Below are 19,479 nucleotides of genomic sequence, written 5' to 3'. Positions count from 1 at the left end.
CGATGGTACTGCCCTGGAGACGGGGTGGGAGAGTAGGACGCCGCCGGACAACCCTTCACCGAAGGCCCACCCCACACGGGGTGGGCCTTCGGCATATCCGCACCCCTGTTGCTGAGCTCTCGGCAGGCCGAGACAGGCCTGCGGTTCGCCAGACAGGACCGCGGTCGCGAGAAGTAGAACCGTGGTCGCGAGGTAGAACGGCTGTCGGGCGAGGTAGAGCCGTGGTTCTCGTGCTCGACGGCGTGCGGCCGGCCTGGACCGTCGAGGTGGTTGGTGGTGCCGCGTCTACCATCCGCCGCTCGTTCCTCGCGGATCCCACCGGCCCGCCACGACGTGGCACCAGCACCCACCCCGCCCGGCTTGTCTCACCTTGTCGTGGCTCGCCCGGCGTCCGCGCGCGGTGTCGTCTGTTGCGGGCGCGGTCCCGTCTTGCTCCGGACCGCGCGGCTGGCTACGCGTCGCCTGACCACCGCTCACCCGGGTGCCTCGTGGGGTCGGCTTCGCGAGCGAAGCCCGGCTGCCACGTCCGGTCGCCGCGCGTTGTTGCCCACCACCTTCCGCACTGCTGCGACGCAGGTTGGGGGCTCGCCGTCCTGGTCGCCTTCGTGACCCGCCCTCGCGGTGGAGACGTCATGCCGAGCAGGCGGTTTCGGCTCATCTGGGGAGCCTGACGAGCCATGGTTGCCTGTTCGTCCTGTCAGCAGCGCCTGGTCGGCCCGTCCTCAGACCGTCCGGCTCGCGCGCGGCCAGGCTCGCTCTTCGGCCGCACGGTCTCGGTCACATCCGTGTGCCGGGAGGCCGGCGACGCGGTGGGCACGACGTCGGTCCCCACTAGAATGGCTGCCATGTCCACCATCTCCCGTGACGAGGTCGCGCGCGTCGCCGCGCTGGCCCGCATCGATCTGCGACCCGAGGAGCTGGACCGGCTCTCCGGCGAGCTCGACGTGATCGTCGACGCCATCGCCAAGGTCAGCGAGGTCGCGACGCCCGACGTCCCCGCGACGAGCCACCCGATCCCGATGTCGAACGTCTTCCGTGACGACATCCCCGAGCCGCCGCTGCCCGTCGAGGACGTCCTCGCGGGCGCGCCCGCGGCGGAGGACGGCCGGTTCTCCGTACCGCAGATCCTCGGGGAGGAGTGAGATGACGGACCTGACACGGCTCTCCGCGGCCGAGCTCGCCGAAGGGCTCGAGGCGCGCGACTTCTCGAGCGTCGAGGCCACCCAGGCGCACCTCGACCGGATCGGCGCGGTCGAGGGCGCGGTCAACGCGTTCCTCCACGTCAACACCGACGATGCGCTGGCGACGGCCCGCTCGGTCGACGACCGCCGCGTCGCGGGCGAGCCGGTGCACCGGCTCGCCGGTGTGCCGATCGCGGTCAAGGACGTCGTCGTGACGAAGGGCATGCCGACGACGGCCGGCTCCAAGATCCTCGAGGGCTGGGTGCCGCCGTACGACGCGACGCTCGTCGAGAAGATCCGCGCCGCCGGGCTGCCGATCCTCGGCAAGACGAACATGGACGAGTTCGCCATGGGCTCGTCGACCGAGCACTCCGCGTACGGCAACACCCGCAACCCGTGGGACCTCGACCGGATCCCCGGCGGATCGGGCGGCGGCTCCGCCGCGGCGGTGGCGGCGTTCGAGGCCCCGCTCGCGATCGGCACGGACACGGGCGGCTCGATCCGTCAGCCCGGGGCCGTCACCGGCACCGTCGGCGTCAAGCCGACGTACGGCGGCGTCTCCCGGTACGGGCTCATCGCGATGGCGTCCTCGCTCGACCAGGCGGGCCCCGTCACGCGCACCGTGCTCGACGCCGCGCTGCTGCACGAGCTCATCGGCGGCTACGACCCGCGCGACTCCACGTCGATCCCCGGCCGCGGGCCGGCGCTCGTCGACGCCGCGGTCCAGGGCGCCACGGGCGACCTCTCGGGCTTGCGCGTCGGCGTCGTCAAGGAGCTCACGGGCGAGGGCTACCAGGAGGGCGTGAGCGCGCGCTTCGCGCAGTCGCTCGACCTCCTGCGCGGGCTCGGCGCCGAGATCGTCGAGGTCTCCTGCCCGCACTTCGAGTACGCGCTCGGCGCGTACTACCTGATCATGCCGTCGGAGGCGTCGAGCAACCTCGCGAAGTTCGACGGCATGCGCTTCGGCCTGCGCGTGGAGCCCGAGGAGGGCCCCGTGACCGCGGAGCGCGTCATGGCCGCCACGCGCGGCGCCGGCTTCGGCGACGAGGTGAAGCGCCGCATCATCCTCGGCACCTACGCGCTCTCGGCCGGCTACTACGACGCCTACTACGGCAGCGCGCAGAAGGTCCGCACGCTCATCCAGCGGGACTTCGCCGCCGCCTTCGAGCAGGCGGACGTCCTCGTCTCGCCGACGGCGCCGACCACGGCGTTCCGGTTCGGCGAGAAGCTCGACGACCCGCTCGCCATGTACCTCAACGACGTCGCGACGATCCCCGCCAACCTCGCGGGGGTCCCCGGGATGTCGGTGCCGTCGGGCCTGTCGGACGACGGCCTGCCCGTCGGGTTCCAGATCCTCGCGCCGGCCAAGGCCGACGACCGCATGTACCGGGTGGGCGCCGCGCTCGAGGCCGCCCTGGTCGGCTCGTGGGGCGGACCGCTGCTCGACCGCGCGCCCGCGCTGCCCACGGCCACGAACGCACAGGAGGGCCAGGTCGGATGACCGCCACGACCGTCGACCTCGTCGACTACGCCGACGCCACGCGCCGCTACGACCCCGTCATCGGGATCGAGGTGCACGTCGAGCTCGGCACGCTGACCAAGATGTTCTGCCCGGCCGAGGTGAGCTTCGGCGCCGAGCCGAACACCCAGGTGACCCCGGTCTCGCTCGGGCTCCCGGGCGCCCTGCCGGTCGTCAACGGCAAGGCCGTCGAGTACGCGATCCGCATCGGCCTCGCGCTCAACTGCCAGATCGCCGAGACGTGCCGGTTCGCGCGCAAGAACTACTTCTACCCGGACGTCCCGAAGAACTTCCAGACGTCCCAGTACGACGAGCCCATCGCCTACGACGGGTGGATCGACGTCGAGCTCGAGGACGGGACCGTGTTCCGCGTCGAGATCGAGCGCGCGCACATGGAGGAGGACGCCGGCAAGAACACCCACGTGGGTGGGGCGACCGGTCGCATCCACGGTGCCGAGTACTCGCTCGTCGACTACAACCGCGCCGGCATCCCGCTCGTCGAGATCGTCACGCGGCCGATCACGGGCGCGGGCGACCGCGCCCCCGAGGTCGCGCGCGCGTACGTGCAGACGCTGCGCGACATCTTCCGGGCGCTCGACGTGTCCGAGGCGCGCATGGAGCGCGGCAACGTCCGCGCCGACGTGAACCTCTCGCTGCGCCCGACGCCCGAGTCGCCGCTCGGGACGCGCACCGAGACGAAGAACGTCAACTCGTTCCGCTCCGTCGAGCGGGCCGTGCGCTACGAGGTCTCGCGTCAGGCCGCCGTGCTCGACGCGGGCGGCACGGTGATCCAGGAGACCCGGCACTGGCACGAGGACACCGGCATTACGACGTCGGGCCGCGTGAAGTCGGACGCCGAGGACTACCGGTACTTCCCGGAGCCCGACCTCGTCCCGATCGCGCCGCCGCGCGAGTGGATCGAGGAGATCCGTGCCGGGCTGCCCGAGCTCCCGGTCGCGCGCCGCCGTCGGCTCCAGGGCGAGTGGGGCTACGCGGACGCCGAGATGCGCGACGTCGTGAACGCGGGCGCGCTCGACCTCATCGAGGCCACCGTCGCCGCGGGCACCAGCCCGGCCGGAGCGCGTAAGTGGTGGATGGGCGAGCTCGCGCGCCGCGCCAAGCAGGACGAGGTGGCGCTCGAGGCGCTGCCCGTCACGCCCGCGCAGATCGCCGCGCTGCAGGGTCTCGTCGACGCGGGCCGGATCAACGACAAGCTCGCGCGCCAGGTGCTCGACGGCGTGCTCGCCGGCGAGGGGGACCCGGAGGCGGTCGTCACCGCCCGGGGCCTCGAGGTCGTCTCCGACGACGGTGCGCTGCTCGCCGCGATCGACGAGGCGCTCGCCGCGCAGCCGGACATCGTGGAGAAGGTCCGGGGCGGGAACCTCGGGCCCGTCGGCGCGATCATCGGTGCCGTGATGAAGGCGACGCGCGGCCAGGCGGACGCGGGCCGCGTGCGCGAGCTCGTCCTCGAGCGGATCGGCTGACCGCCGTGACGCGCGGACCGGTCGTCCTGGGGGAGATGGTGCGTCTGCGCCCGATCGAGGCGCGGGACGCGGACCGCATGTGGGAGTCGCTGCAGGACCCGGAGGCCAACCGGCTCACGGGGACGACGGCGACCTTCACGCGCGACCAGATCGACGAGTGGGCGGCGACCGTCAGCGACCGGGACGGCCGGTACGACTGGGCCATCACGCCGGGCGCGGTGCGTGACGGGCAGCCGGTGAGCGACGAGCTGATCGGCGAGATCGTGCTCAACGACCTCGACGAGCACGCGCGCTCGGCGAACCTGCGGCTCGCGCTGCTCCCGAACTACCGCGGGCGCGGCTACGGTCGCGAGGCCATCTTCGAGGTGCTGCGGTTCGCGTTCGACGGGTCGACGGACGTGGACGGCGTCCGGCACGAGGGACCGCGCCTGCACCGCGTGAGCCTCGACGTGCTGAGCATCAACCCCCGCGCCCGGATGCTCTACGAGTCGTTGGGCTTCCGCGAGGAGGGTCGGCTGCGCGACGTCTACCGCGACGGCGACGGGTGGGCGGACGCGACGGTCATGAGCATCCTCGAGGACGAGTTCCGGGCGGGCCTCGGCGCGTCCTGAGCCGTCCGCGGGCACGACCGCACGAAGGGCCCGGCAGCATCCGCTGCCGGGCCCTTCGTCGTCCCGTCCTGCACCAGCTCCTCGCCGCGCGGACGTGCCCGTCAGGCGCGGTACGCCTGGCGCAGCAGCTCCACGCCGTCCAGCGTGCCCTCGAAGGACGTGCCACCGGTCATGACGACCACGAGCTCCTGGTCGGGGAAGAGCGCCAGGAGCTGGCCGCCCAGGCCGAGGGCGAAGACCATGCCGAGGTCCGGGTCGGCCCACCAGTGCCAGCCGTACGCGCCGATCCAGGGGTAGGTCCGGGTGCGGGGGCGCCAGCACTCGCGCAGCCAGTCGAGCGGCGCGACCTCCTCGCGCAGCACGGCGGTCCCGAGGCGCGCGAGGTCGGTCGGGAGGAGGCACAGCCCGTTGCCCGCGTGGCTGTAGCCGTTCCGGTCCGCGTAGAAGCGCCAGCGGCGGATGCCCGACGGGCGGAAGAGGTGCTCCGCCGCCAGCTGCTCGACGCTGCGACCCGTGCGCCGGTGGAGCACCGCACCGAGCAGGTGCGAGGACCCCGTGGAGTACCACATCGTGCGTCCGGGCTCGTCGACCAGCGGCCGCTCCACGACGGCGCGCAGCAGGTCCTTGCTCGCCGTGAGCGGCGGGGCCGAGCCCCGCCAGGCGCCGAACTCCGGCCACTCGAGCCCCGACGTCATCCCCAGCAGGTGCTCGACGGTGATGGCGCGCTTGCGCTCGTCGTCGACCGGCACGTGCGGCAGGTGCGCAAGCGCCGAGGACGACAGGTCGACGTCGACGAGGCCCGCGAGGATGCCGGTGACGCTCTTCGTCACCGAGTTCAGCTTGGCGAGGCGGTCCGCTCCGTCGTGCCGGCGGAACCACGTGCGCTCGGTGGTCCCCGCGTGCACGACGACGAGCGCGTGCACGCCGGCGGTGCGCAGCCGCCGCTCCCAGCGCGGGCCGGTCCAGAGGTCGTCGATCATGGGGCAGGAACGTAGCGGCTCCGGCTCGCGGCGGACGACGGGATTACCGACGCGTGGCCGGGACGCACCGTGGTTGACATCACCCGACCCACGACGTACATTCATAAGACGGAAACAAACTTCCGAGATGTGGAATCCACTCCGAAGGTCGGGCGGTGTGCCGCCCGGCCCGGTCGTCGAGAGGGAACGCAGCGATGACGCTGGACGAGTTCAACCGGTGGTCGCCGGACGAGGCGCGGGACGCGCTCCTCGCGTGCGCCCACGTGGACCGCTGGGCCGAGGAGGTCGCGGCCGGGCGCCCGTACGCGACCGTGGAGGACGCCGCCGAGGCGGCGCTCACCGCCGCCGACCCGTGGACGGACGACGAGGTCGACTCCGCGCTGGCGCGCCACCCCCGGATCGGCGAGCGTGCCGAGGGGGAGGCCGCGGACGCGAGCATGTCGCGCTCCGAGCAGGCCGGCGTCGACACCTCCGACGACGACGTGACGCGCCGGCTCGCCGAGGGGAACCGCGCGTACGAGCAGCGGTTCGGCCACGTGTTCCTCGTCCGGGCCGCCGGGCGCAGCGCCGAGGAGATCCTCGAGCAGCTCACCGAGCGGCTGGGCAACGACGCCGAGACCGAGCGGGCGAACGCCGCCCGCAACCTGCGCGAGATCGCCGCGCTGCGGCTGAAGGGAATGCTGACGGCATGAGCACCCACGCCAGCCACATCACCACGCACGTACTCGACGCGGCCAGCGGTAGGCCCGCCGAGGGGATCACCGTCCGCCTGGAGGCGGCTCCGGAGATCGCGGAGGGGACGACGGGGCAGGGCTGGTCCCTGGTGGCGTCCTCCCGCACGAACGACGACGGTCGCGTGCCCCAGCTCGGGCCCGAGACCCTCGTCCCCGGTACGTACCGGCTCGTGTTCGACACGGCCGAGTACTTCGACCGGCGAGACACCGTGTCCTTCTACCCGGAGGTCGTCATCGTCTTCCGGGTGGCGAGCGCTGAGCAGCACTACCACGTCCCCGTCCTGCTCAGCCCGTTCGCCTACTCGACCTATCGAGGGAGCTGACATGAGCACCACCACGACTGCCGAGCAGTCGGCGGCCACGCAGAGCAGCGGGGCCATCGTCCTGGGCGACAACCAGTGGGGCAAGGCGGAGGTGCGCCTCGTGCGCGTCGACCGCTCCACGCCCCGCCACGAGATCACGGACGTCAACGTCTCCTCACAGCTGAGGGGCGGGCAGGAGGCCACGCACCGCGAGGGGGACAACTCCCGGTGCGTCGCGACGGACACGCAGAAGAACACGATCTACGCGTTCGCCCGCGACGGCGTCGGCGCGATCGAGGACTTCGCGATCCGCCTCGGGCAGCACTTCGTCGAGGACTTCGAGTGGATCGAGGGCGGGCGCTGGGAGATCGAGCAGTACTCCTGGAACCGCATCGAGACCTCGGACGGCGAGCACGACCACGCGTTCGTCCGCAACAACCAGGAGACGCGCACCACGGTCGTGCAGCGCGACGGCGACGAGGTCTTCGTCGTCTCGGGCCTCACGGACCTTGTCGTCCTCAAGTCGACGGGCTCGGAGTTCCACGGGTTCCCCCGCGACCGCTACACGACGCTCGTCGAGACGGACGACCGCATCCTCGCGACGTCGGTCACCTCGCGCTGGCGCTACACGACCACGGACGTCGACTTCGACGCGGTGTACGCGAAGGTCCGCGCGATCCAGCTCGAGGCGTTCGCGACGACGCACTCGCTCGCGCTCCAGCAGACGCTCTTCGCGATGGGCAAGGCCGTCCTGGAGGCCGTCCCGGAGATCGCGGAGATCAAGTTCTCGATGCCGAACAAGCACCACTTCCTCGTGGACCTGGCGCCGTTCGGCCTCGACAACCCGAACGAGGTCTTCTACGCGGCCGACCGCCCGTACGGTCTCATCGAGGCGACCGTCCTGCGTGAGGACGTCCCGGCCGAGCCGCGCGCCTGGGCGACCGTCACCGGGTTCTGCTGAGCCGACATGACGGACGAACGCGCCCTGCCCGGCCGCGGAGCCCCCGCGGCCGGGCAGGGCGCGCCCATCTCAGGGCGCCGCGGTGATGAGCTCGCGCGTGAGCTCGCTCGCGACGCGGTGCAGCACCGGGACCGCGTGCTCGCCGAACTCGTACGTCACGCGGGCCGCGGGCCCGGAGACGGACAGTGCGGTGGGGGTCGGGGCGTCGGGCACCGCGACGGCGAAGCAGCGCACGCCGAGCTCCTGCTCGCCGTCGTCGATCGCGTACCCGCGCTCGCGGGTCGCGGCGAGCTCCGCGAGGAGCGCGTCGACGTCGGTGATCGACTGGTCCGTCGCGGGGGGCATGCCGACGCGGCCCATGATCTCGCGCACCGTCTGGTCGGGGAGCTGGGCGAGGACCGCCTTGCCGACGCCCGTGCAGTGCGTGTAGACGCGCCGTCCGACCTCGGTGAACATGCGCATCGAGTGGCTCGACGACGCCTGGGCGACGTAGACCGCCATGTCGCGGTCGATCATCGCGAGGTTCGCCGACTCGCCGAGGTCGTGGGCGAGGCGCTCCAGGTAGGGGCGCGCACCGGCGCCGAGCTGGCGGCCCGCCGACTCGCCGAGCCGGATGAGGCGCGGGCCGAGCGTGTACCGCCGCGACGGCGTCTGGCGCACGTAGCCCTGGGCGAGCAGCGTGCGCAGCAGGCGGTGGATCGTGGGCAGGGGGAGCCCCGCGTGCTGCGCGAGCTCGCTCAGGCCGGACTCCCCGCCGAAGTCGGCGAGCAGCTCGAGCAGCTCGATCGCGCGGTCCACGGACTGCACGCCCCCGGCCGGCTTCGCCGCTCGCGTGCCCGGCGCGGTCTCCGTCGGCTCCGTCGCCGCCGGTGTCTCGGCCATCTCACCATCTCCTGTCCACCAGGTGCCGCCCGACGGCGGGCGCACCTCGCCTGAGCAGTGCGGGAACCTCCCGCACTCCCTTCCGCATCACGGAAGACACGCATCAGCATACGAGAAGAAGGAACGAACATGACGTCCGAGACGAAGGCCCCGGAGACGCAGGCCGCGACGGCGAAGAACGCCGCGACCAGCCCGAGCTACTCCATCACGCTGCGCGTCGAGGCCCCCAGCGGTCACCGCACGGCGAGCGACCTCGTCGCGGCCGTGAGCGCGACGGGTGCCGCGATCACGGGCGTCGACGTCTCGGAGTCGGGCGCAGACCGCCTCGTCGTCGACATCACGGCCGACACCGTCGACGCCGTGCACGTGGAGCAGATCCGGGACGCGCTGAGCGCGCTCGACGGCCTCACCGTGCGGCACGTGAGCGACGCGACGTTCCTCATGCACCTCGGCGGCAAGCTCGAGGTCAACCCCAAGGTGCCGCTGCGCCACCGCGCCGACCTGGCCCGTGCCTACACGCCGGGCGTGGCGCGCGTGTGCCTCGCCATCGCAGAGCGGCCCGAGGACGCGCGCCGTCTGACGGTCAAGCGCAACACGGTCGCGGTCGTGACCGACGGCACCGCCGTCCTCGGCCTGGGCGACATCGGTCCCGCCGCGGCCCTCCCCGTCATGGAGGGCAAGGCCGCGCTGTTCAAGCAGTTCGCGGGCGTCGACGCCTGGCCGGTGTGCCTCGACACGACCGACACCGAGGAGATCATCCGCACGGTGAAGGCCATCGCGCCCGTGTACGGCGGGATCAACCTCGAGGACATCTCCGCGCCTCGCTGCTTCGAGATCGAGCGTCGCCTGCGCGAGGAGCTCGACATCCCCGTGTTCCACGACGACCAGCACGGCACGGCGATCGTCGTGCTCGCGGCGCTGACGAACGCGCTGCGCGTGGTGGGCAAGGCCATCGAGGACGTGCGCATCGTCGTCTCCGGTGTCGGCGCGGCGGGCAACGCGATCATCGCGCTGCTCCAGGGCCAGGGCGCGGGCAACATCGTCGCGTTCGACCGCCAGGGCGCGATCCACCCCGGCGCGAGCCTCACCGACGAGCACCGCCGCCGCCTGGCGGAGACGACCAACCCCGAGGGTTTCACGGGCACGCTGCGCGAGGGCCTGGCCGGTGCCGACGTCTTCATCGGCGTCTCGGGGCCGAACATCCTCACGGGCGACGACATGGCCACCATGGCCGACGACGCGATCGTCTTCGCGCTGGCGAACCCCACGCCGGAGGTCGACCCGATCGCCGCGGCGCAGCACGCGACGGTCGTCGCCACGGGCCGGAGCGACTACCCGAACCAGATCAACAACGTGCTCGCCTTCCCGGGCCTCTTCCGCGGCCTGCTGGACGTCGGCGCGAGCGAGATCACCGACGAGATGCTGCGCGCCGCGGCCGTCGCGATCGCCGACGCGGTCGCGCCCGAGGAGCTCAGCGCGAGCTACATCGTCCCGAGCGTCTTCGAGCCGGCCGTCTCCACGGCCGTCGCGCGCGCCGTCTCCGAGGTCGCGGAGCGCGACCGCGCGGGCCAGGCTCAGGAGAGCAGCACGTCGGGCCACCACGTCGGGTCGGCAGCCCGGTCCTGACGCACCCTCGTCAGCCCGGCCCGCCCCGCAGAAAGGACACCACCATGACCACCACCACGGCCGTCGCCGTCCACGGACCCGCCGTCGAGCGGTCCGACGAGATCCTCACGCCGGACGCGCTCGACTTCGTCGCCGACCTGCAGGGCCGGTTCGGCGCCCGCCGCGACGAGCTGCTCGCCGCCCGGGCCGCGCGGCGCGAGCAGGTCGCCCGCACGGGTCGCCTCGACTTCCTGCCCGAGACCGCCGACGTGCGCGCGGGGGACTGGACGGTCGCCGGCGCGCCCGCCGACCTCCGGGACCGCCGCGTCGAGATCACCGGGCCCCCGACGCCCAAGATGGCGATCAACGCCCTCAACTCGGGCGCGAAGGTCTGGCTCGCCGACCTCGAGGACGCGTCGACGCCGCACTGGAGCAACGTCGTCGGGGGGCAGGTCGCCCTGCACGACGCGACGCGCCGCACGCTCGCGTTCACGTCGCCCGAGGGCAAGCAGTACGCGCTGCGCCCGGAGACCGACGGCGACCCGCTCGCCGTCATGGTCGTGCGGCCCCGTGGGTGGCACTTCGACGAGGTGCACCTCACCGTGGACGGGACGCCCGCCGTGGGCGCGCTCGTCGACTTCGGGCTGCACTTCTTCCACAACGCCGCGGAGCTCGTCGCGCGCGGCTCCGGGCCGTACTACTACCTGCCGAAGATGGAGTCCCACCTCGAGGCGCGCCTGTGGGACGAGGTCTTCACGCACGCGGAGCAGGCGCTCGGCATCCCGCACGGGACGATCCGGGCGACGGTCCTCATCGAGACGATCCCGGCCGCGTTCGAGATGGACGAGATCCTCTACGAGCTGCGCGACCACGCGTCCGGGCTCAACGCGGGCCGCTGGGACTACCTGTTCTCCGTGATCAAGTACTTCCGCGACTCCGGGGCGTCGTTCACGCTGCCCGACCGCGGGTCCATCACGATGACCGCGCCGTTCATGCGCGCGTACACCGAGCTGCTGGTGCAGACGTGCCACCGGCGCGGCGCGTTCGCGATGGGCGGCATGGCGGCCGTCATCCCGAACCGCCGCGAGCCCGAGGTCACCGCCCAGGCGTTCGAGAAGGTGCGCGCCGACAAGCAGCGCGAGGCCGGCGACGGCTTCGACGGGTCGTGGGTCGCGCACCCGGACCTCGTGCCGGTGTGCCGCGAGGTGTTCGACGGGGTGCTCGGCGAGCGACCCAACCAGCTCGACCGGCAGCGCCCCGACGTCCACGTCACCGCCGACCAGCTCCTCGACGTGGCGTCCGCGCAGGGCGACGTCACCGAGGCCGGGCTGCGCAACAACCTCTACGTGTCCGTCGCGTACGTCGCGGCGTGGCTCGCGGGCAACGGCGCGGTCGCGATCCACAACCTCATGGAGGACGCCGCGACCGCGGAGATCTCGCGCTCGCAGGTGTGGCAGTGGGTGCGCTCGGGCGCGTCGTTCACCGCGGGCGAGAGCGCGGGCACGACCGTCACCGCCGACCTGGTCCGCACGCTCCTGCGCGAGGAGACCGCGCGGCTGCGGGACGACGTCGGGCACGAGGCCTACGACGCCGGGCCGTACGACCGGGCGGCGGCGCTCGTCGAGGACATCGCGCTCAACGAGCACTACGTCGACTTCCTCACGCTGCCCGCGTACGAGGACGTCGTCGCGCACGAGCAGGACGCGTCCTGATGCCGGCCGGTCCCGAGGCGGGCTCGGTCCGCGGCTTCAGCGAGGACGACGTCGCGGCGCTGCACGCGTCGCTCGACGGGCTGCTCGCGCCCTGGGACGCGGAGCTCGCGGCGCGCTACCCGGGCGACGACGGCTCGCGCCAGCCCGTGCACACCGTCTACGTGCCGGGCGACCGGTACACGGCCGGCCTCGCACCGGAGTGGGCGGCCCGGGCGCGCGAGGCGGTCGACGGCGCAGGCGGCGTCCGCCGGCTCGTGGACCTGCTGGGCGTCGGGGAGGGGGCCGGGGGCGACCTCGCGGACGCCGTCGCGGAGCGCGTGAGCGCGAAGCTCGCGGTCGAGGCGATCGAGGACCTCCGGATCGACTTCGAGGACGGGTTCGGCGACCGCGGCGACGCGGCGGAGGACGCCGCGGTGATCGCGGCGGCGCGCGAGCTCGTCCGGGCCGAGGCGCAGGGCACGGCGACGCCGTTCGCGGGCATCCGCATCAAGTGCCTCGAGGAGGCGACGCGCCGACGCGGCGTGCGCACCCTCGCGCTGTTCGTCGCGGAGCTCGTCGCGGGTCGCGCCGCGGCCGGCGAGGCCCGCGCCCTGCCGGACGGGTTCGTCGTGACGCTCGCCAAGGTCACCGCGCCGCAGCAGGTCGAGGCGATGGCGCGCGCGTGCGAGCACGTCGAGGAGGCGAACGGCCTCGAACCGGGCACCCTGCGGTTCGAGGTGCAGGTCGAGACGCCGCAGGCGCTGCTCGCGGCCGACGGCACGGCGACGGTCGCCCGCCTGGTGCACGCCGCGCCGGGTCGTGTGACGGCGCTGCACTACGGCACGTACGACTACTCGGCGTCGCTCGGCATCGCGGCGGCGTACCAGTCGATGGAGCACCCCGCGGCCGACCACGCGAAGTCGGTCATGCAGCTCGCCGTCGCGGGCACGGGCGTGCGCCTGTCGGACGGGTCGACGAACGTCCTGCCCGTCGGTGACCCCCAGGCCGTCGACGCCGCGTGGCGACTGCACGGGCGGCTCGTGCGCCGCTCGCTCGAGCGCGGGTACTACCAGGGCTGGGACCTGCACCCCGCGCAGCTCCCGAGCCGGTTCGCCGCGACGTACGCCTTCTACCGCGAGGGCGCGGCGTCGGCGCTCGCGCGCCTCGCGGCGTACGTCGGGTTCGTGCCCGACGCCGGGGGCGTCCTCGACGAGCCGGCGACCGCCAAGGCGATGGCCTGGTTCCTCGGGCGCGGCGTCGACTGCGGCGCGCTCACCGAGACCGAGGTCCGCACCGCGACCGGCCTCGACCGCGCCGGGCTCGACGCGGTCCGCGTCTCCGGGCGCGCGCCGCAGCCGGTCGCGGGCTGAGCGCCCGCCCTCCCATCCTTCCCGCCGTCCGCCGTGGCACCGCCACCGGCACGGCCACGACCTCCGAGGAGTGACCCCATGACCCAGACCACCCCCTACTACACCCCGCAGGGTGGCCTGCCCGGCCAGACCGAACTGCTCACCGACCGCGCGATTGTCACCGAGGCGTACACGGTGATCCCGCGCGGCGTGCTGCGCGACATCGTCACGAGCAACCTGCCCGGCTGGGACAAGACCCGGCTGTGGGTGCTCGCCCGGCCGATCGAGGGCTTCGCGACGACGTTCGCGCAGTACGTCATGGAGGTCTCGCCCGGCGGCGGGTCGGACCAGGGCGAGGACGAGGAGACCGTGCAGTCCGTCGTCTTCGTCACCGAGGGCACGCTCGTGCTCACGCTCGCCGGGGTCGAGCACGTGCTCGAGCCGGGCGGGTACGCGTACCTGGCGGCGGGGGAGCGGTGGGCGCTGCACAACCGCTCGGACGCCAAGGCCGCGTTCCAGTGGATCCGCAAGGTGTACGAGCCGATCCCGGGCCACACCGCGACGTCGTTCGTCACGCGCGAGCAGGACGTCGAGCCGCGCGCGATGCCGGACACGGACGGCGTGTGGGTGACGACGCGGTTCGTCGACCCCGACGACCTCGCGCACGACATGCACGTCAACATCGTGACGTTCCAGCCCGGCGGGTCCATCCCGTTCGCGGAGACGCACATCATGGAGCACGGCCTCTACGTGCTCGAGGGCAAGGCGGTCTACCGCCTCAACGGCGACTGGGTCGAGGTGCAGGAGGGCGACTTCATGTGGCTCCGCGCGTTCTGCCCGCAGGCCTGCTACGCGGGCGGCCCCAAGCCGTTCCGCTACCTGCTCTACAAGGACGTGAACCGGCAGGTCAAGCTCGACCGTCGACGCTGACGACCGTCAATCGGTCGTCAGCGACGACCCGCGAAGGGCCCGGTCCCCCTGGAGGGACCGGGCCCTTCGTCGTCCGTGCGCTCCGGGTCGACGGCGGTGTCGCTGTTGACGCCCGGCGACGCGCGTGCCTACACTTCCATACAGCAGAAGAAAAGTTCCGCAAGATGGAATCGCAACGCAGCGAGACGCGGACGGACCCAGGGAGACGACGATGAGCCCCGCACCGACGTACACCGTCAACTGCTCGATCCTGCTCACGGACCTGCCGCTGCTCGAGCGGCCGGCCGCCGCCGCGGCGGCGGGCTTCCGGGGCGTCGAGTTCTGGTGGCCGTTCGCGTCGCCCACGCCCGCCCGCGACGAGGTCGATGCGTTCGTCGGCGCGATCGAGACGGCGGGCGTGCAGCTCACGGGCCTGAACTTCGACGCCGGGAACATGCCCGGCGGCGACCGCGGCCTCGTGTCGTGGCCCGCGCGCTCCGCCGACCTGCGCGCGAACCTCGACGTCGTCACCGCGATCGGGGAGCGCACCGGCTGCCGCGCGTTCAACGCGCTCTACGGCAACCGCCAGGAGGGCGCGACGCCCGAGGCGCAGGACGAGCTCGGCGCCGAGAACCTCGCGCTCGCGGCGCGGGCCGTCGGGCGCATCGGCGGCACAGTGCTCGTCGAGCCCGTGAGCGGTGCGCCGGCCTACCCGCTGAAGACCGCGGCCGACGCCGTGCGCGTCATCGACCGGGTCGCCGCCGACCACGGCGAGACGAACCTGGGTCTCCTGTTCGACGTCTACCACCTGGCCGTGAACGGCGACGACGTCGACGCGGCCCTGTCGACCTACCGCGGCCGCATCGCGCACGTGCAGGTCGCGGACGCGCCCGGTCGCGGCGAGCCCGGCACGGGCGACCTGCCGATCGAGCGCTGGACCAAGGACCTGCGCGCCGGCGGCTACGACGGCTGGATCGGCCTCGAGTACAAGACCGCGGCCGCCGACCCGTTCGCGTGGCTCCCCGCCGCCGAGCGCTGACGCGACCCCCCCGACCCGAACCACCCAAGAGGAGCACACCATGGCCTCCATCGCCTTCATCGGACTCGGCATCATGGGCAGCCCCATGGCCGTCCACCTGCAGAACGCCGGGCACGACGTCGCGGGCTACAACCGGAGCCCCGAGAAGACCGCGCCGCTCGTCGAGGCGGGCGGTCGCGCGGCCGGGTCGGTCGCCGACGCGGTCTCGGGCGCCGACGTCGTCGCGATCATGGTCCCGGACTCGCCCGACGTGGAGGCGGTGCTCACCGGCGACGACGGCGTCCTCGCGAACGCGAAGCCCGGCGCGCTCGTCGTCGACTTCTCCTCGATCCGCCCGGACGTCACGGTCGCGCTCGCGCAGCAGGCGAAGGACGCGGGCCTGCGGATCGTCGACGCCCCCGTCTCGGGCGGCGAGCCGGGCGCGATCAACGCCGCGCTGTCGATCATGGTCGGCGGCACGCCCGAGGACTTCGAGGCGGCCAAGCCGTTCCTCGACGTCGTGGGCAAGACGGTCGTGCACGTGGGCCCGAACGGCTCCGGCCAGACGGTCAAGGCCGCGAACCAGCTCATCGTCGCCGCGAACATCCAGGCGCTCGCCGAGGCGGTCGTCTTCCTCGAGGCCTACGGCGTCGACACCGAGGCCGCGATCGAGGTCCTGGGCGGCGGCCTCGCGGGCTCGGCGGTGCTGAACCAGAAGGCGCGCAAGATGCTCGACCGCGACTTCGGCCCCGGCTTCCGGATCGAGCTCCACCACAAGGACCTCGGCATCGTCACCGCCGCGGCCCGCGAGGCGGGCGTCGTCGCGCCGCTCGGCGGCCTCGTCGCCCAGCTCATGGCCTCCGCCCGCGCGAACGGCGACGGCGGCCTCGACCACTCCGGCCTGTTCCGCGGCGTCGAGCGCCTGTCCGGCCGCGACGGCTCCTGACTTCCCCCTGACGACGACGTCACCTCCAGCAAGGAGAGAAACCATGCCTCGTATGCGTGCGGTGGACGCCGCAGTGGCGATCCTCGAGATCGAGGGCGCGACCCAGGCGTTCGGCCTGCCCGGCGCCGCCATCAACCCCTTCTACTCCGCGATGCGCGCGCACGGCGGCATCGACCACGTGCTCGCCCGCCACGTCGAGGGCGCGTCGCACATGGCCGACGGCTACTCCCGCGCGAAGCCGGGGAACATCGGCATCTGCATCGGCACGTCGGGCCCCGCGGGCACCGACATGATCACCGGCCTCTACGCCGCGTGGGCCGACTCGATCCCGATGCTCTGCATCACGGGCCAGGCGCCGGTCGCCAAGCTCGACAAGGAGGACTTCCAGGCCGTCGACATCGCGAGCATCGCCGCTCCGGTGACGAAGATGGCCAAGACCGTCCTCGAGGCCGGGCAGGTGCCGCAGGTCTTCCAGCAGGCGTTCCACCTCATGCGCTCGGGCCGCCCGGGCCCGGTGCTCGTCGACCTGCCGATCGACGTGCAGCTCGCGGAGATCGAGTTCGACCCGGCGACCTACGAGCCGCTGCCCGTGCACCGCCCGACGGCGACGCGCGCGCAGGCCGAGAAGGCGATCGACCTGCTGCTCGCGGCGGAGCGTCCCCTGCTGGTCGCGGGCGGCGGCATCGTCAACGCGGGCGGCGAGGACCTGCTCGTCGAGCTCGCCGAGACGCTCGGCGTCCCCGTGATCCCCACGCTCATGGGCTGGGGCGTCATCCCGGACGACCACGCGCTCATGGCCGGCATGGCCGGTCTCCAGACGTCGCACCGCTACGGCAACGCGAACCTGCTCGCGTCCGACTTCGTGCTCGGCATCGGCAACCGCTGGGCCAACCGCCACACGGGCGGCCTCGACACGTACCGCGCGGGCCGCACGTTCGTCCACGTCGACATCGAGCCGACGCAGATCGGTCGCGTGTTCGCGCCCGACTACGGCATCGTGTCGGACGCGAAGGCGGCCCTCGAGCTGTTCGTCGAGGTCGCGCGCGAGCGCCGCGACGCCGGCCGTGCGCGCGACTACGCGGACTGGGCGGCCGAGTGCGCCGAGCGCAAGCGGACGCTGCAGCGCAAGACGCACTTCACCGAGATCCCCATCAAGCCGCAGCGCGTGTACGAGGAGATGAACAAGGCCTTCGGCCCCGAGACGCGCTACGTCACGACCATCGGGCTCTCGCAGATCGCCGGCGCGCAGTTCCTCCACGTGTACAAGCCGCGGCACTGGATCAACGCGGGCCAGGCCGGGCCCCTCGGCTGGACGGGGCCGGCGGCGCTCGGTGTCGCGAAGGCCGTGCCGGACGAGCCGGTCGTCGCGCTCTCGGGCGACTACGACTTCCAGTTCATGATCGAGGAGCTCGCGGTCGGCGCGCAGTTCAACCTGCCGTACGTGCACGTCGTCGTGAACAACTCCTACCTGGGCCTGATCCGCCAGGCGCAGCGGGCCTTCGACATGGACTACCACGTCCAGCTCTCGTTCGAGAACGTCAACTCGCCCGAGCTGGGCGGCTACGGCGTCGACCACGTCAAGGTGGCCGAGGGGCTGGGCTGCAAGGCGATCCGCGTGACCGACCCCGAGGGGCTCGGCGAGGCGTTCGCGAAGGCGCAGGCCATGGCGGCGGAGTTCCGCGTGCCGGTCGTGGTCGAGGTCATCCTCGAGCGCGTCACGAACATCGCCATGGGCGTCGAGATCACCGGCGTGAACGAGTTCGAGGACCTCGCGATCTCGGCCGAGGACGCCCCCACCGCCACCGCGCTGCTCGACTGAGCACGCCGCACCCAGGGAGCAGGAGACATGACGGAGGGCGCGATGGGCACGGGTGAGGTGAGCGGTCGCGGGCACGAGTACGACCTCGTCGTGCGCGGCGAGCGCGTGCTCGTCGCCGGTGGCGAGCACCCGCGCGAGGTGGGTGTCGTCGGGGGAGTGGTCCGCGCGATCGAGCCGCTCGGCGCGGGGCTCGACGGCGCGCGCGTCGTCGAGCTGGGGCCGCACCAGGTGCTGGTCCCCGGGCTCGTCGACACGCACGTGCACGTGAACGAGCCGGGGCGCACCGAGTGGGAGGGCTTCGCGTCCGCGACACGGGCCGCCGCCGCGGGCGGGGTGACGACGATCGTCGACATGCCGCTCAACTCGATCCCCCCGACGGTCGACGTCGAGGCGCTCGAGACCAAGCAGAAGGTCGCGCGCGACCAGGCGTTCGTCGACGTCGGGTTCTGGGGCGGCGCCGTGCCCGGCAACGCGGACGAGCTGCGGCCCCTGTGGGACGCGGGCGTGTTCGGGTTCAAGTGCTTCCTGCTGCACTCGGGGGTCGAGGAGTTCGGGTACCTCGAGCCGGACGAGCTGGAGGCCGACCTGCGCCTGCTCGCCGACTTCGACGGGCTCATGCTCGTGCACGCCGAGGACTCGCGCGCGATCGAGCGGGCGCCCACCCCGCACGGCGACCACTACGACACGTTCCTCGCGTCGCGCCCGCGCGGCGCGGAGAACGTCGCGATCGCCGCGGTGATCGAGGCGGCGCGCTGGACCGGGGCGCGCGCGCACGTGCTGCACCTGTCGAGCTCGGACGCGCTGCCGATGATCCGCAGCGCGAAGCGCGAGGGCGTGCGCCTCACGGTCGAGACGTGCCCGCACTACCTGGCGCTCGCGGCCGAGGAGATCCCCGACGGCGCGACGCAGTTCAAGTGCTGCCCGCCCATCCGGGAGATCGACAACCGCGAGCTGCTCTGGGAGGGGCTGCTCGACGGCACGATCGACTGCATCGTCTCGGACCACTCGCCGAGCACGCCCGACCTCAAGGAGCTCGACACGGGCGACTTCGGGACGGCGTGGGGCGGGGTGTCGTCGCTCCAGCTCGGTCTCGCGATCGTGTGGACCGAGGCGCGGACGCGCGGTGTGCCGTTCGCGCGCGTCGTCGAGTGGATGTCGGCTCGCCCGGCGGCCGTCGCGGGCCTGCGGCGCAAGGGCTCGATCGCGCTCGGCTTCGACGCGGACCTCGCGGTGGTCGAGCCGGACACGGCGTTCGTCGTCGACCCGAAGGCCCTGCATCACAAGAACCCCATCACGCCGTACGCCGACCGCGCGCTCTCGGGCGCCGTCGTTGCGACGTACCTGCGGGGCGAGGAGATCACCCTCGACCGCCCCACGGGCCGCCTGCTCGCGCGCGGCGACGCGTGAGGGGCTGAGACTCCCGTGCCCGGCCGCGGGGGCCGGGCACGGGGAACCACCTGACCCGTACACGACGAGGGGCGGCACCGC

General features: G+C 72.9%; 17 protein-coding genes. 15 read left to right on the top strand and 2 right to left on the bottom strand.

What is annotated here, in order from left to right:
• The first annotated feature begins 845 nt into the window (after window positions 1-845).
• Genes gatC through BXA05_RS14860 form a run of 4 tightly spaced genes read left to right on the top strand, consistent with a single transcriptional unit; the run spans window position 846 to window position 4,795 of the window.
• Entirely contained in the window at window positions 846-1,142 is a 297-nt protein-coding gene (gene gatC, locus BXA05_RS14875; RefSeq protein WP_021480419.1) for an Asp-tRNA(Asn)/Glu-tRNA(Gln) amidotransferase subunit GatC, read from the top strand.
• Between the two features lies 1 nt (window position 1,143).
• Window positions 1,144-2,682, top strand: coding sequence for an Asp-tRNA(Asn)/Glu-tRNA(Gln) amidotransferase subunit GatA (gene gatA, locus BXA05_RS14870; RefSeq protein WP_076405772.1), 1,539 nt, complete (start codon window positions 1,144-1,146; stop codon window positions 2,680-2,682).
• Window positions 2,679-4,184 carry an Asp-tRNA(Asn)/Glu-tRNA(Gln) amidotransferase subunit GatB gene (gene gatB, locus BXA05_RS14865; protein ID WP_021480421.1) on the top strand — a complete coding sequence of 502 codons (1,506 nt, stop codon included), beginning with the start codon at window positions 2,679-2,681 and terminating at the stop codon, window positions 4,182-4,184. The genes gatA and gatB overlap by 4 nt, the downstream gene beginning before the upstream one ends.
• A 5-nt stretch (window positions 4,185-4,189) precedes the next feature.
• On the top strand, window positions 4,190-4,795 hold the full coding sequence (locus BXA05_RS14860) for a GNAT family N-acetyltransferase (protein ID WP_083711911.1): 606 nt from the start codon (window positions 4,190-4,192) through the stop codon (window positions 4,793-4,795).
• 101 nt (window positions 4,796-4,896) lie between these two features.
• Here BXA05_RS14860 and BXA05_RS14855 read toward each other — a convergent pair whose 3' ends face one another.
• A complete protein-coding gene (locus BXA05_RS14855; RefSeq protein WP_076405770.1) occupies window positions 4,897-5,775 on the bottom strand; it encodes a serine hydrolase domain-containing protein in 879 nt (292 codons plus the stop codon).
• A gap of 194 nt (window positions 5,776-5,969) precedes the next feature.
• Here BXA05_RS14855 and uraD point away from each other — a divergent pair, with 194 nt between their 5' ends.
• From uraD to pucL, 3 genes are read left to right on the top strand one after another with little or no spacing between them, the layout of a single operon-like run.
• The gene (uraD, locus tag BXA05_RS14850; RefSeq protein WP_021480423.1) at window positions 5,970-6,467 is read left to right on the top strand and encodes a 2-oxo-4-hydroxy-4-carboxy-5-ureidoimidazoline decarboxylase; all 498 of its coding nucleotides are present in this window, start codon (window positions 5,970-5,972) and stop codon (window positions 6,465-6,467) included.
• Entirely contained in the window at window positions 6,464-6,832 is a 369-nt protein-coding gene (gene uraH / locus BXA05_RS14845) for a hydroxyisourate hydrolase (protein WP_021480424.1), read from the top strand. Before uraD ends, uraH begins: the two co-directional genes overlap by 4 nt.
• Window position 6,833: 1 nt before the next feature.
• Window positions 6,834-7,772, top strand: a complete 939-nt coding sequence (gene pucL / locus BXA05_RS14840) for a factor-independent urate hydroxylase (protein WP_021480425.1) — start codon at window positions 6,834-6,836, stop codon at window positions 7,770-7,772.
• A gap of 69 nt (window positions 7,773-7,841) precedes the next feature.
• Here pucL and BXA05_RS14835 read toward each other — a convergent pair whose 3' ends face one another.
• Complete coding sequence (locus tag BXA05_RS14835) at window positions 7,842-8,654, bottom strand: IclR family transcriptional regulator (protein WP_021480426.1); 813 nt, start codon at window positions 8,652-8,654, stop codon at window positions 7,842-7,844.
• A 129-nt stretch (window positions 8,655-8,783) separates the two neighbouring features.
• On the opposite strand from BXA05_RS14835, the gene BXA05_RS14830 reads away from it, so the two are divergent.
• The 8 genes from BXA05_RS14830 to allB all read left to right on the top strand — a co-directional run bounded on the left by BXA05_RS14830 (window position 8,784) and on the right by allB (window position 19,398).
• On the top strand, window positions 8,784-10,280 hold the full coding sequence (locus BXA05_RS14830; protein WP_076405768.1) for an NAD-dependent malic enzyme: 1,497 nt from the start codon (window positions 8,784-8,786) through the stop codon (window positions 10,278-10,280).
• Between the two features lie 44 nt (window positions 10,281-10,324).
• Window positions 10,325-11,971, top strand: coding sequence for a malate synthase A (gene aceB / locus BXA05_RS14825; RefSeq protein ID WP_076405766.1), 1,647 nt, complete (start codon window positions 10,325-10,327; stop codon window positions 11,969-11,971).
• Window positions 11,971-13,320 carry a DUF6986 family protein gene (locus BXA05_RS14820; RefSeq protein WP_076405764.1) on the top strand — a complete coding sequence of 450 codons (1,350 nt, stop codon included), beginning with the start codon at window positions 11,971-11,973 and terminating at the stop codon, window positions 13,318-13,320. The genes aceB and BXA05_RS14820 overlap by 1 nt, the downstream gene beginning before the upstream one ends.
• Window positions 13,321-13,398: 78 nt before the next feature.
• Window positions 13,399-14,229 carry a bifunctional allantoicase/(S)-ureidoglycine aminohydrolase gene (locus tag BXA05_RS14815; RefSeq protein ID WP_021481128.1) on the top strand — a complete coding sequence of 277 codons (831 nt, stop codon included), beginning with the start codon at window positions 13,399-13,401 and terminating at the stop codon, window positions 14,227-14,229.
• Between the two features lie 211 nt (window positions 14,230-14,440).
• Complete coding sequence (locus BXA05_RS14810; protein ID WP_021481127.1) at window positions 14,441-15,247, top strand: hydroxypyruvate isomerase family protein; 807 nt, start codon at window positions 14,441-14,443, stop codon at window positions 15,245-15,247.
• A gap of 40 nt (window positions 15,248-15,287) precedes the next feature.
• Entirely contained in the window at window positions 15,288-16,172 is an 885-nt protein-coding gene (locus BXA05_RS14805) for a 2-hydroxy-3-oxopropionate reductase (RefSeq protein ID WP_043654226.1), read from the top strand.
• A 43-nt stretch (window positions 16,173-16,215) separates the two neighbouring features.
• Window positions 16,216-17,991 carry a glyoxylate carboligase gene (gene gcl / locus BXA05_RS19805; RefSeq protein WP_076405761.1) on the top strand — a complete coding sequence of 592 codons (1,776 nt, stop codon included), beginning with the start codon at window positions 16,216-16,218 and terminating at the stop codon, window positions 17,989-17,991.
• Window positions 17,992-18,018: 27 nt separating this feature from the next.
• Entirely contained in the window at window positions 18,019-19,398 is a 1,380-nt protein-coding gene (allB, locus tag BXA05_RS19800) for an allantoinase AllB (RefSeq protein WP_241005742.1), read from the top strand.
• The last annotated feature ends 81 nt before the right edge of the window (window positions 19,399-19,479 follow it).

The sequence above is a fragment of the Cellulosimicrobium funkei genome, from assembly GCF_900155925.1.
In the GTDB taxonomy this organism is placed as follows: Bacteria; Actinomycetota; Actinomycetes; order Actinomycetales; family Cellulomonadaceae; genus Cellulosimicrobium; species Cellulosimicrobium funkei.
Note: the sequence above shows the minus strand (reverse complement) of the source record. Positions and strands in the feature narration are given on the sequence as shown.

Coding starts and splice junctions, on each gene's coding strand:
- BXA05_RS14815 (WP_021481128.1), top strand. CDS start 13,399: ATGACCCAGACCACCCCCTACTACACCCCGCAGGGTGGCCTGCCCGGC.
- BXA05_RS14830 (WP_076405768.1), top strand. CDS start 8,784: ATGACGTCCGAGACGAAGGCCCCGGAGACGCAGGCCGCGACGGCGAAG.
- BXA05_RS14855 (WP_076405770.1), bottom strand. CDS start 5,775: ATGATCGACGACCTCTGGACCGGCCCGCGCTGGGAGCGGCGGCTGCGC.
- pucL (WP_021480425.1), top strand. CDS start 6,834: ATGAGCACCACCACGACTGCCGAGCAGTCGGCGGCCACGCAGAGCAGC.
- aceB (WP_076405766.1), top strand. CDS start 10,325: ATGACCACCACCACGGCCGTCGCCGTCCACGGACCCGCCGTCGAGCGG.
- uraH (WP_021480424.1), top strand. CDS start 6,464: ATGAGCACCCACGCCAGCCACATCACCACGCACGTACTCGACGCGGCC.
- gatB (WP_021480421.1), top strand. CDS start 2,679: ATGACCGCCACGACCGTCGACCTCGTCGACTACGCCGACGCCACGCGC.
- BXA05_RS14810 (WP_021481127.1), top strand. CDS start 14,441: ATGAGCCCCGCACCGACGTACACCGTCAACTGCTCGATCCTGCTCACG.
- BXA05_RS14805 (WP_043654226.1), top strand. CDS start 15,288: ATGGCCTCCATCGCCTTCATCGGACTCGGCATCATGGGCAGCCCCATG.
- gcl (WP_076405761.1), top strand. CDS start 16,216: ATGCCTCGTATGCGTGCGGTGGACGCCGCAGTGGCGATCCTCGAGATC.
- gatA (WP_076405772.1), top strand. CDS start 1,144: ATGACGGACCTGACACGGCTCTCCGCGGCCGAGCTCGCCGAAGGGCTC.
- uraD (WP_021480423.1), top strand. CDS start 5,970: ATGACGCTGGACGAGTTCAACCGGTGGTCGCCGGACGAGGCGCGGGAC.
- allB (WP_241005742.1), top strand. CDS start 18,019: ATGACGGAGGGCGCGATGGGCACGGGTGAGGTGAGCGGTCGCGGGCAC.
- gatC (WP_021480419.1), top strand. CDS start 846: ATGTCCACCATCTCCCGTGACGAGGTCGCGCGCGTCGCCGCGCTGGCC.
- BXA05_RS14820 (WP_076405764.1), top strand. CDS start 11,971: ATGCCGGCCGGTCCCGAGGCGGGCTCGGTCCGCGGCTTCAGCGAGGAC.
- BXA05_RS14835 (WP_021480426.1), bottom strand. CDS start 8,654: ATGGCCGAGACACCGGCGGCGACGGAGCCGACGGAGACCGCGCCGGGC.